This window comes from Salipaludibacillus neizhouensis, from assembly GCF_002886185.1.
Lineage (GTDB): Bacteria > Bacillota > Bacilli > Bacillales > Salisediminibacteriaceae > Salipaludibacillus > Salipaludibacillus neizhouensis.
This window is the reverse complement of record NZ_KZ614148.1, coordinates 29373-40205: the sequence shown is the minus strand read 5'-3', so window position 1 is coordinate 40205 and position 10833 is coordinate 29373. Positions and strand designations below refer to the sequence as shown.

The window sequence follows — 10833 nt, the reverse complement described above, 5'->3', positions numbered from 1 at the left end:
CAAACTGCCAAACTGCTCCGCGCCAACGCCTTAAGCAACGTATTGGTTGATCTTTACCTATAACCTCAAGGTTAAATCCATTCTCTAGAAAGATCTGAGAAGGTCTTTTTCCTGTTTTATATTCTTGAACAGCCTTTACTTTAAAATATGGTTGGTAAGAGATCGATCGATCCGACACACGTACAACATTCGGATTCTTCTCTAGTTCTTTCATTTGAAACTCTGAATATATGTTTTTACTCATGTCCATTCTCCGTTCTAATGATTTATTTTATTATAAACGGGTTTATCTTATAAAAACATAAAAACCCGAATAATGAGGCACTTTTTTTAAGTGTCCATTATTCGGGTTACAGTTCAATGATTCACAGCCTCTTTTTTTTTACAATTTATCTAGATCCAAATCAGTTACTGCACCTTTAGCAGATGATGAAACTAATTTTGCATACTTGGCTAGAATACCATGCTTATACTTTAAAGCAGGCTGTGTCCAAGCCGCTTTTCTGCGTCCTAGTTCTTCATTCGTAATTTTAAAGTTTACTTCTTGCGTCTCGCTGTCAATTGTAACGATATCTCCGTTTTGCAGCAATCCGATTGGACCTCCTACAAAGGCTTCCGGAGCAATATGACCAATAACAAACCCGTGCGATCCGCCTGAGAAGCGACCATCTGTCATAAGCGCGACTTTACCGTTAAGTCCTCTACCAACGATCATCGCTGTAATAGAAAGCATTTCTGGCATACCAGGGCCGCCTTTTGGACCTACGTTACGAATAACAAGAACGTCTCCAGCTTGAATTTCGTTCGCTTCAATGGCAGTAGTAGCTTCCGCTTCACTGTCATAAACTTTCGCCGTTCCTTCAAAACGGCTAATTTTTTGACCGGACATTTTAGCTACTGCACCTTCTGGAGCAAGGTTCCCACGTAATACAACAAGCGGCCCGTCTGGTTTAATAGGATTATCAAACGGACGGATGACAACTTGTCCTTCTTTAAGCGCAGGAGCTTCCGCTAAGTTTTCTGCAATCGTCTTGCCTGTTACTGTTAAGCAATCACCGTGAAGTAGACCGTGCTCAAGCAATAATTTCATGACTGCTGGAACTCCTCCAACCTCATAAAGATCTTGCATGACATATTTTCCACTTGGCTTTAGGTCGGCAAGGTGAGGAACATTCTTTCGGACTCTTTCAAAATCATCCAATTCCAATTTAACACCCGCTGAATGGGCCATTGCAGTTAAATGTAATAACGCATTTGTAGAACCACCAAGTGCCATAACTACGGTAATAGCATTTTCAAAAGCTTCTTTTGTCATGATATCTCTAGGATAGATATCTTTTTCAAGTAATTGAACGACCAATTCTCCAGCTTGTAAACATTCTTGCTTCTTGTAATCATTTATTGCAGGTGTAGAGGAAGATCCCGGAATACTCATTCCTAAAGCTTCTACTGCGGATGCCATCGTGTTCGCAGTGTACATACCACCACAGGCTCCTGCCCCTGGACATGCGCTACATTCCACTTTATGAAGCTCTTCATCATCAATTAATCCTGATTGGTGTTTTCCGACTGCTTCAAAAGAAGAAACGATATCGATATCTTCTCCGTTATGTTTCCCTGGCTGAATAGTTCCACCATATACATAAACTGACGGTAAATTTAATCTTCCCATTGCCATCACACAGGCTGGCGTTGTTTTGTCACAACCACCGATAGCTACGATGCCATCCAATCGCTCTGCTCCAACTACTGTCTCAATTGAATCCGCGATAACTTCTCTACTCGGAAGCGAATAGTTCATTCCTTCATGACCCATTGCAATACCGTCAGCAACAGTAATCGTATTGAAAATCATTGGAGCGCCGCCTCCATCGGAAGCACCTGTCTTAGCATGACGAGCCAACTCATCAATATGTACATTACATGGCGTTACCTCACTCCATGTACTAGCAATACCAATCATAGGTTTTTTGAAATCTTCGTCTGTAAAACCGACTGCTCGAAGCATAGATCGGTTCGGTGCTCTGTTCACGCCTTCACTTATTACTTTACTTCGTATCCGTAAATCCTTTTTCTCACTCATTATTTCCACCCTTTCAATATGTTTCAAATCATTGTTAGATTATCTTTTCTATATTCATTATCATACGCATTTCAGCACATCAACGCAATGAGTTTTCTGAAAACAATTTTAATTATGACAAAATTATGTCCTTTTAGATCACCAACAACAAGCTTATCGCCATGACAGCCATTCCTGACATGAGTCCGTAAATAGGAAGATGTGTTTCATCATACTTTTTTGCAGCTGGTAATAATTCATCAAGTGAAATAAAAATCATAATACCCGCAACCCCGGCAAAAATGATACCGAAAAGTACATCATTCAAGAAAGGCATCAGTATTAAAAAGGCTACTATAGCTCCGAGCGGCTCAGCTAGGCCAGATAAAAAGGACAATTTAAATGCTTTTTTCTTATCGCCGGTAGCATAATAAATCGGGACTGAAATTGCGACACCTTCTGGGATATTATGAATGGCAATCGCTATTGCTATTGCTACCCCTAATCCAGGATCCTGCAAGGCAGCGGTGAATGTTGCTATCCCTTCAGGAAAGTTATGGATGGCAATCGCTAACGCCGTAAATGTCCCCATTTTTAAAAGATCCGCGTTATCCGCTGGCAGTGTCCGTGTACTCATTTCTTCCACTTTCTTTACTTCGTGAGGATTCCCTTGCTTCGGGATTAATTGATCAATAATTGCAATGACGATCATTCCGCCAAAAAAACCGGCTACGGTCGCCCAACTTCCAGGCTGTTCCCCCAACGCACCGACAAGCGATTCCCTCGCTTTAAAAAAGATTTCCACCATTGAAACATAAATCATTACCCCTGCTGAAAACCCGAGAGTAAATGATAAAAATTTTGTATTTGTTCTTTTCGCAAAAAAGGCAAGTAAGCTGCCAATTCCCGTTGCTAGACCGGCCACTAGCGTTAGTCCAAGTGCAAATAGTACATCGCCGTCCATCTTATTTCCTCCATTAACTTTATTTTCGTTAAAACTCTAATCTATATCTTACATTTTAAACGTCTATAAGAAAAGGATGTTTCTATATCCTCCTATAGTCTATGATAGTTACCTTGCTTTTCGCTACTCTCAATTTTTAAAATGCTCCTATTTATGTATTTATAGTGTTCACTTCTGAATTATGACACAATATAAGAAAAAGGAGGTAAATTTATGACTGAATCAGTTTTAGGCTACTTACAAGACAATCGTGAACGACTCCTGAAAAAGCTCGAGGAGTTTCTAACCATTCCTAGTATAAGCACAGACAAGACAAATCTGGATGATGTTCGTAAAGCTGGACAATTTGTCGCAGATTACTTAATTGAAATTGGCTTTGACAAAGTCGAATTAAAAGAAACTGCAGGTCATCCTCTTGTATATGCAGAGTGGTTGGAAGTAAAAGATGCACCAACAGCTTTGTTTTACGGGCATTATGATGTCCAACCTGCCGATCCACTTGAATTATGGGATAGCGACCCATTCACACCCGAAATTCGGGATGGCAAAATATTTGCACGAGGGGCAAGTGACGATAAAGGGCAAGTATTTATGCAACTGGCTGTTTTTGAAGCATTCATGAAAACAACGGGAAGCCTTCCACTAAATATCAAAGTTTGCATAGAAGGGGAAGAAGAAATTGGAAGTGAAAATCTCTATCCGTATCTAAAAGAAAATAAACAAATGTTCGATGCTGATTTTGCGATGATATCCGATTCCGGTATGGTTGAAAAAGGTCAACCAACGATACTGTATGGGCTCAAAGGTTTTACTGGTTTGGAAGTTACCGTCCAAGGACCAAATCGCGATCTTCACTCAGGATTGTATGGCGGCGCTGTGAAAAACCCTGCAATGGCACTCAGTCACCTGCTAGCCGCGTTGAAGGATGAGGATGAATACGTCACAGTACCTGGTTTTTATCATGGTGTCGAAGAATTATCCGCCCACGAGCGACAGCTTATGAACGAAGCTCCAGGAGAAGATTATCCATCATCACTTGGAATCCCAGAAACGACACCAGAAAAAGGTTTTACAGCAAAGGAACATACAATGGCTCGTCCAACACTTGAGATAAATGGACTGTATAGTGGCTACCAAGGTCCAGGAACGAAAACGATTATACCCTCGACTGCCACAGCAAAAATCACATGCCGTTTGGTGCCTGGACAAGATCCAGAAAAAGTTCAAGAGTTGCTCTCAAATTACCTTCTGAACGCTTGTCCAAAAGGTGTCACTGTTTCAGTTCAAAAAGAAGCTTTGTCAGCAATAGCATATAAAGTCGATCCAAACCATCCACTTTTAAAGAAGGCTGCTGAAAGTTACTCGTTCGCATTTGAGAAAGAGTCGGTATTTGTTCGTCTAGGAGGATCGATCCCAGTTGTGGAATCCATCGATGAACTTTTCGGAATGCCAGTTATCTTACTCGGTTTCGGAACTCCTGAAGACAACCTGCATTCCCCTAATGAGAGTTTCCCTCTCTATCATTTTGATAAGGGAATGGAAGTCCTCGTGCATTATTGGCAAAATGTTGCTGATAAGAATTCCTAATCAACAAAATTGATGAGTCGGCAAATAAAAGCACCTCTTCCTCCATTTTCATGGATGGAAGAGGTGCTTTTTATAAGGAAGATTTAATATTCTAAACCTTAATTTAAAAACGTAATAAAACAGCTAACCTTAAGAAGGCCTTATGGGAGCATCTTTATACGGGTCTTCGGTCGCTTTATCTTTGTCATCGTGTGTTAAGTGGGCTCCGGGATCTTTCCGAGGTAAGCCTTGGTGCAAATTACGGTTTTCGTAAGCAAAGTTACTGTAATATTGTTGCCCCTCTTCCCAAGGAGTACTCTTGTTTTCTACGGGCTCATTTGCGTTGCGGGGAGAGCCATATGGACCTTCTGAAAATTCTTCATGAGTAAGAAAATTTCTTTCTGTTTCTACTGTAGAAAAATCGGTATAATTTTTATCGTCTCCGACCATTTAAATCCCTCCATTCCATTGGCATAGTCATAATATAACCAACATACAAAGAAAAAATTAAAGGCTATTTTCACTAATAGTTCTTTTTTGGATGCAATATTTGAATCCGTTTCAGCAGACTCTTTCTAAGGTGATTATTCAGTGTCCTCCTTCTATTATTCAGTATCCCTACCTAAAAATTCTTTCAGAACGAGTAAATCATCATGGATAAGTTCGAGTACTTTACGATTGTAGAAAAACGCTGCTGGATGAAATGTTGGAAAAATCATGTAATGCTTTTCTGTCCATTTATATTTATCTTTATCAAGGCGCAAGACAGGTCCTTTAATCAATTTCCCGTGACATTCTGTGATCTTCTGCCCCGGTCCGACTAATCGACGTAAACCAATATTTCCTAATGCAACGATTACTGGTGCCTTAACATTTTCAATTTCATAATCGAGAAGTGGTGCATGAGCTAAAATTTCCTTTGCCGTGGGAGCACGATTATATTTCCTTTTTACAATCGTACCATCTCTTTCCTTTTTTTCTCCCCATCGATAGGGACGACTTCGGACGGCACTCGTTATATAAACATCCTCTCTCGTTAGTCCGACCATTTCAAGAAATTTCATTAGTTCTTTACCAGATCGGCCGCTAAAAGGAATGCCATTATGTATTTCCGTTTCTCCAGGTGCTTCGCCGACAAGCATAATCGCAGGATACTCCGGTCCGCTCCCATAAACAAATCCCTCCACGGGAAAGCCTGAAATATTGTCTATCCCTTTTTGCGCTAAAGATTCGGGTATTTGCATGTTAACGTCTCCTCCTCAACTCTTATTTCTGTTTATTTTCCCAATTAGTTAGGTTAAAAAACTCTCTAGGCGGGTTAAACTGTAAACATTATTTACAAGAAGAATTTAGTTTCTAAATGAAGTTCTTTTTATTCTGCCCATCCAGTTGATATACCAATTATTTTTAACTTATCCAAGTAGTTTGAATTTTCACCCAACACTTTTTTCTAGATTAAATTGATATTCGGAGTATTTTTAAATGGCTTGTCTCACATAATAATGTTACACGAAGCAGGAGGTGATAGTGATGGCGAACAACAATAACAGCAATAATAACAATAACGCTGACGCTCAACGAAACAATCGTAACAATGCAAACAACAACAATAACAACGAATTGAATGTTGACAATGCAAATGAAGAATTTGCAAGTGACAACGCTGCACAAAATCTAAACAACCGTAACGCTCGTAATAACCAGAATAATAATAATAATAATAACAACAATAATAACTAATTTCTCCACTAAATCAAGCGTACATAAGGATTTCTTCCTTTGTGCGCTTTTTTTTTAGTTAACACGAAGAGCACAATGGATAAAAGGCCAAATTTCTCTTGGGTAATCCACTTATCGTCAAAATTATTAAGGGAGGGTTTGTCATGAAGGAATCAGCAAAAAATCACCCTATCCACGAGAACCACACTCATAAGCACAGCATCGCTTGTGGACATACTAAAATCCGTCATGGAGATCATATTGACTATGTTCATAATGGTCACTTGCATCATGAACACAGCGGCCACTGGGACGAATGTAAAATCCCTATTACTCATTCAAATCCCGATGTATGTCATGCACTAAGTTGTGGGTGTCTACATGAAGAAAGCTGTGGACATGAGAAAGTTCCTCATGGTGACCATATGGACTATTTAGTGAATGGTCGTCTTCACCATGTTCATGGAGAACACTGTGATGATCATGGGCCGGTTGAATTAGTAACAACTCTGTATTAGATGTCCTTGAATTTTCATGGTATCAATTGGTCATCCCTTTTGATACCTCTTTTATGGAGTATAATACGAAGCTTCGTTGTTTTGAATCCGCACCAAATATCTTCCCTCTGCCAAACTTTATTCCCCCTCTAAACGAAAGAACTTGCTATAATTGGTTTATTAGCTGCTTTAAAAATGGATCTGTTTGAAAGTGGGAGTTATGAAAAAAATCATCAAGCTAAGTCTAATATATTCTCAACCTCTTATTATTTTACTATTACCCGTTTGGTTTGAATTAACAAGGTATTTACACTTTATGGTTATAGCGATTTTGTGGTTTTGTTTTTCTTTCTTTGTATTATTTTGTATATGCTTGATAAAAGACGAAAAGATCATTGTATCAAAACGTATTCTTCACTTAGTATTATTACTCTATTCTATCGGGCTTTTAATCTTATTGTTTTTCAGACCTCAAGAACAAAATTACGGTGCAGTAAATCTCATTCCATTTGAAACCATTCAATTTTATCTTTCCGGACAAGTTGATCATCTAATCGCTGTTTATAATTTAGGTGCAAATATTGGTTTATTTCTCCCATACGGATTGTATTACAGATACATAAAAAAGAAACCATCGATCATAAATCTTATTCTAATAGCCATTGGCTCGGTTTGTTTGATTGAAGGATTACAGTATATAAGCAATAGGGGCAGTTTGGATATTGATGATTTGATACTTAACGTGTTAGGGGTGTGTTTCGGCTTCCTGTTTCATCCACTCAAATTATATGTACGATAGGATGAAGAGACATTTTTTTAAGTGGCCAATGAAAGGGGAAAAAAACATGACTATTTATAAAAAAGGGGAAACATTATTTAGACAAGGGGAAACAGGACCTTTATTTCTATTAAAGGATGGTCTACTTAAGGTAACACGATTGAAGGAAGACGGTACGTCAACGTTAGTAAATCTAATCTTACCTGACGAAGTGTTTCCGCACCATTCCTTGCTGACACCTAATGAATACTTCGGAACAGCTATTGCTGCTATAAAATGTGAAGTGAAGATCATTCCTAGTAGTGATTGGTACGATCAGTTGGAAAACAATCCACAGCGTCTTCGTGAAACCGCATTACTTCTACAGAATAAACTTCGCATGATGCAGCAACGGATTGATCAACTAAGTGCGTTTAGTCCCTCCGAAAAGTTCCTGTTATTTCGGCAATGGTTTCACAGTTATTTCCCCGATCTTGTTCTTGAAGAAGTATTAACCCAAGAGGAAATCGGACAATTTATTGGCTTAAGGAGAGAGACAGTAAATCGCATGTTACGGAAACTGTGATTGTCTTCCTAAAACAAAATAAAGCATAAGCTTTCCAAATGGAAAACTTATGCTTTATTTCACACACAGTGAAAAAAACACAATGTGACTTGAACCATATTTTTGCCACACTTTGAAGCATGTCTTTGCCGACCTTTAATCTGACAGTATTTATATTTATGAATTTTTATACTAACCATAATAAAATATCTTTTTTAAGTCTCTTTATTTTATTGTTACCACAACTATTGCGTACTTCAGGCGAAATTATGTGTTTATGGCAGACTAAATATGTAGGTTGTGGCAGTTAATTTATGCGGGCCCCGAGGGGCCCGCATAAATTAAAAAAGGCCACTTGCCAACTTCTCAAAATAACTTTAAACTCCTCGTTGGACCAACAACGTTCGACAGGAGGCTATTAGGAGATGTTAGCAGTGGCGCAAATTGATTATATCAGACATGAAGTAAACCAGAAAGGCGAAACTTATTCCAACATGGCAACTAGAATGGATATCGATCCACGAACAGTAACGAAGTATGCCAATAAAGAAGAATTCCAAGTAAGACAGCCGCAAAAGCGGAAAGCAAGAGTAATGGATACAGTGAAACCTATTATTGATAAATGGATTGATGAGGATCTAAAGAAGAAAAAGAAGAATCATAGAACAGCGAGAAGAATGTATAAACAGTTAGTGAAGTTTCATAGTTTTACAGGCTCTGAGAGGTCTGTTCGCGACTATGTATCGAAACGAAAAAAGGAATTAAAAGATTATCAAGAAGGGGCATCTCTTCCACTAGAGTCAGTCCCAGGAACAGCTCAAGTGGACTTTGGAACCGCATCATTTAAGTACCAATCGGAAGTCATTGATCTGCCATATTTAGTGGTGTCCTTTCCTTTCAGTAACACTTTTTATTTTCAGGTGTTTCCTTCGGAAAATACAGAATGTTTACTCGAAGGCTTACAGCGTATCTTTCGTCATATGGGTGGTATTCCAACAACTATTCGATTCGATAACTTATCACCAGCGGTGAAGAAAATAATGGCAAGAGGTGAACGTGGACTAACCGAGACGTTTGAACGCTTTGTTTTACATTACGGCTTCCGATATGAATTTTGTAATCCAGGGAAGGGGAATGAAAAAGGGCACGTAGAAGCGATGGTTAAATACGTACGAAATAATTTTCTATTGCCTGAATGTACCGTGGCTAACTTGGATCATTTTAATAAGACGCTTTGGAGGTGGGCGGAGGAAGATCGGAATCGTCCACATTATAAGAAACAAGTGCTCCAATCAGAGTTATATAAAGAAGACCAACAAAAATGGCTTCACCTCCCTGAGAAAGATTTTGAGTGTGCTCGTTATCAAGAAATGAAAGCCGATAAGTACGGCATCGTAAGTGTGGATAATAAGGAATATTCCACCTCTCCGAGGTTTGCGAAACAAAGAGTCAAAACTCGTCTTACTTTTAATACTGTCGCGGTATTGAATGAAAACAATGAACCGACGAGAAGGATTTGAAGAAATTGCGGACGGAAAACAACTTGATGATAAATGGAAATCTCATCTTGAGGATTTAACCGAACAGGCTCCATTATCATTTAAATTACTATCTGAATCCCTTTTACCAGTTCCAGTTGGTTCTTCAGAAGATGCAATTATATCTCTTATTGCATTTGATGCTCTCCAATTATTAGCTAAAGGAGAGCTATTGCATCTCCACCGTTGTGCTAATCCAGACTGTGTTTTGTTGTTTATGGATACAACTGGCCGTCGTAAATGGTGTTCAATGAAAATATGTGGGAATCGTACAAAAGTAGCTCGCCACCAAATTCGCCGTGAAGAGAACTAAATTATCATGTAATTTAGTCAATTTCATAATGCATTTTCTGAATTAAGTCAGAAGTGCAGAATATCAAAAGTGATCTTTAAAAAATTGGCGCTTTAACAGCGAGAATTGTTAGGTGAAAACTGGCTATTGCTTTTCCGGCAGGGCCGCCTTCTATTCAAGACCGGAGACAAATAAAAATATAAAGGTTAATTATGTTGATTGTTGGTTCCCCATTCACACATTGATTCCATAATAGGTAATAATGTCTCGCCTTTTTCGGTGAGACGGTATTCAACTTTAGGAGTCACCTGAGAGTATTCTTTACGATGTACTATTCCATCTGCTTCCAATTCTTTAAGTTGAGCACTCAATATTTTATACGTAATATCCCCTATCTGCCTTTTTATATTATTAAAACGAATCGATGGATTTTCTGCCAAGACATAAAGAATAATCAATTTCCATTTACCCCCAATTAACGATAAGGTATAACCAAAGGGGGTATCTTGAACATGAATTCCTTTTCCTTTGTAGTCAGCCATACTCATGTGGTCACTTTCCTTTCTGATAGCACTATCGGTAAAGTGCGTACTATTTTTTAGTTTGTATTCATTTTATACTAACATCAATGCTGAAATAAAGGAGAGAATAATATGACTGAGAAAAATACGTACGATCATGGAGTTGCATGGGAAGAAGGAAGCGGTATCACTCAAGGGTACGCTGTAAACGGTAAGATCTACATTTCAGGACAATTTTCACATGATGAACATGGCGCGTTTATTGGGGAGGGAGACATTGAGGCCCAAACGCGTCAAACGCTGGAGAATCTCGATCGTGTGCTTGCCGGATTCGGTGTTACGAGGTCGAACC

General features: G+C 38.8%; 13 protein-coding genes and 1 pseudogene. 8 read left to right on the top strand and 6 right to left on the bottom strand.

The window, feature by feature from the left end; genetic code table 11:
• The 3 genes and pseudogenes from CEF18_RS23095 to zupT all read right to left on the bottom strand — a co-directional run.
• Positions 1 to 244 (bottom strand): annotated as a pseudogene (locus CEF18_RS23095) (IS3 family transposase); the annotation flags it as partial.
• A 138-nt stretch (positions 245 to 382) separates the two neighbouring features.
• Positions 383 to 2083: a dihydroxy-acid dehydratase gene (gene ilvD / locus CEF18_RS23090; RefSeq protein ID WP_110938891.1), complete on the bottom strand. Its 1701-nt coding sequence runs from the start codon at positions 2081 to 2083 to the stop codon at positions 383 to 385.
• Between the two features lie 133 nt (positions 2084 to 2216).
• A complete protein-coding gene (gene zupT, locus CEF18_RS23085; protein WP_110938890.1) occupies positions 2217 to 3026 on the bottom strand; it encodes a zinc transporter ZupT in 810 nt (269 codons plus the stop codon).
• Positions 3027 to 3239: 213 nt separating this feature from the next.
• On the opposite strand from zupT, the gene CEF18_RS23080 reads away from it, so the two are divergent.
• Positions 3240 to 4613, top strand: a complete 1374-nt coding sequence (locus CEF18_RS23080; RefSeq protein WP_110938889.1) for a dipeptidase — start codon at positions 3240 to 3242, stop codon at positions 4611 to 4613.
• 129 nt (positions 4614 to 4742) lie between these two features.
• Here CEF18_RS23080 and CEF18_RS23075 read toward each other — a convergent pair whose 3' ends face one another.
• Together CEF18_RS23075 and CEF18_RS23070 are read right to left on the bottom strand one after the other, a co-directional pair.
• Positions 4743 to 5042, bottom strand: a complete 300-nt coding sequence (locus CEF18_RS23075) for a hypothetical protein (protein ID WP_110938888.1) — start codon at positions 5040 to 5042, stop codon at positions 4743 to 4745.
• 155 nt (positions 5043 to 5197) lie between these two features.
• Entirely contained in the window at positions 5198 to 5836 is a 639-nt protein-coding gene (locus CEF18_RS23070; protein ID WP_110938887.1) for a uracil-DNA glycosylase, read from the bottom strand.
• 286 nt (positions 5837 to 6122) lie between these two features.
• On the opposite strand from CEF18_RS23070, the gene CEF18_RS23065 reads away from it, so the two are divergent.
• From CEF18_RS23065 to CEF18_RS23040, 6 genes are all read left to right on the top strand, one after another.
• The gene (locus tag CEF18_RS23065) at positions 6123 to 6332 is read left to right on the top strand and encodes a hypothetical protein (RefSeq protein WP_110938886.1); all 210 of its coding nucleotides are present in this window, start codon (positions 6123 to 6125) and stop codon (positions 6330 to 6332) included.
• A 143-nt stretch (positions 6333 to 6475) separates the two neighbouring features.
• On the top strand, positions 6476 to 6829 hold the full coding sequence (locus CEF18_RS23060) for a hypothetical protein (protein WP_110938885.1): 354 nt from the start codon (positions 6476 to 6478) through the stop codon (positions 6827 to 6829).
• Between the two features lie 199 nt (positions 6830 to 7028).
• The gene (locus tag CEF18_RS23055; protein WP_110938884.1) at positions 7029 to 7607 is read left to right on the top strand and encodes a VanZ family protein; all 579 of its coding nucleotides are present in this window, start codon (positions 7029 to 7031) and stop codon (positions 7605 to 7607) included.
• Positions 7608 to 7653: 46 nt separating this feature from the next.
• Positions 7654 to 8151, top strand: a complete 498-nt coding sequence (locus CEF18_RS23050) for a Crp/Fnr family transcriptional regulator (RefSeq protein ID WP_110938883.1) — start codon at positions 7654 to 7656, stop codon at positions 8149 to 8151.
• 404 nt (positions 8152 to 8555) lie between these two features.
• On the top strand, positions 8556 to 9650 hold the full coding sequence (istA, locus tag CEF18_RS23045; protein ID WP_223292460.1) for an IS21 family transposase: 1095 nt from the start codon (positions 8556 to 8558) through the stop codon (positions 9648 to 9650).
• Positions 9628 to 9981 (top strand): CGNR zinc finger domain-containing protein, encoded by a 354-nt coding sequence (locus tag CEF18_RS23040; RefSeq protein ID WP_223292459.1) that lies wholly within the window; start codon positions 9628 to 9630, stop codon positions 9979 to 9981. Before istA ends, CEF18_RS23040 begins: the two co-directional genes overlap by 23 nt.
• A gap of 185 nt (positions 9982 to 10166) precedes the next feature.
• Here CEF18_RS23040 and CEF18_RS23035 read toward each other — a convergent pair whose 3' ends face one another.
• Positions 10167 to 10508 carry a winged helix-turn-helix transcriptional regulator gene (locus tag CEF18_RS23035; RefSeq protein WP_110934576.1) on the bottom strand — a complete coding sequence of 114 codons (342 nt, stop codon included), beginning with the start codon at positions 10506 to 10508 and terminating at the stop codon, positions 10167 to 10169.
• Between the two features lie 105 nt (positions 10509 to 10613).
• Between CEF18_RS23035 and CEF18_RS23030 the strand changes: the two genes are divergently transcribed.
• Positions 10614 to 10833 (top strand): RidA family protein (locus CEF18_RS23030; RefSeq protein ID WP_190238714.1); only part of this gene is annotated, 220 nt, incomplete at its 3' end.

Bases quoted from the DNA above. Each gene is read 5' to 3' on its own strand.
- CEF18_RS23035 (WP_110934576.1), bottom strand. From the start codon at position 10,508: ATGAGTATGGCTGACTACAAAGGAAAAGGAATTCATGTTCAAGATACC.
- CEF18_RS23040 (WP_223292459.1), top strand. From the start codon at position 9,628: ATGAACCGACGAGAAGGATTTGAAGAAATTGCGGACGGAAAACAACTT.
- CEF18_RS23065 (WP_110938886.1), top strand. From the start codon at position 6,123: ATGGCGAACAACAATAACAGCAATAATAACAATAACGCTGACGCTCAA.
- istA (WP_223292460.1), top strand. From the start codon at position 8,556: ATGTTAGCAGTGGCGCAAATTGATTATATCAGACATGAAGTAAACCAG.
- CEF18_RS23080 (WP_110938889.1), top strand. From the start codon at position 3,240: ATGACTGAATCAGTTTTAGGCTACTTACAAGACAATCGTGAACGACTC.
- zupT (WP_110938890.1), bottom strand. From the start codon at position 3,026: ATGGACGGCGATGTACTATTTGCACTTGGACTAACGCTAGTGGCCGGT.
- ilvD (WP_110938891.1), bottom strand. From the start codon at position 2,083: ATGAGTGAGAAAAAGGATTTACGGATACGAAGTAAAGTAATAAGTGAA.
- CEF18_RS23075 (WP_110938888.1), bottom strand. From the start codon at position 5,042: ATGGTCGGAGACGATAAAAATTATACCGATTTTTCTACAGTAGAAACA.
- CEF18_RS23070 (WP_110938887.1), bottom strand. From the start codon at position 5,836: ATGCAAATACCCGAATCTTTAGCGCAAAAAGGGATAGACAATATTTCA.
- CEF18_RS23060 (WP_110938885.1), top strand. From the start codon at position 6,476: ATGAAGGAATCAGCAAAAAATCACCCTATCCACGAGAACCACACTCAT.
- CEF18_RS23055 (WP_110938884.1), top strand. From the start codon at position 7,029: ATGAAAAAAATCATCAAGCTAAGTCTAATATATTCTCAACCTCTTATT.
- CEF18_RS23050 (WP_110938883.1), top strand. From the start codon at position 7,654: ATGACTATTTATAAAAAAGGGGAAACATTATTTAGACAAGGGGAAACA.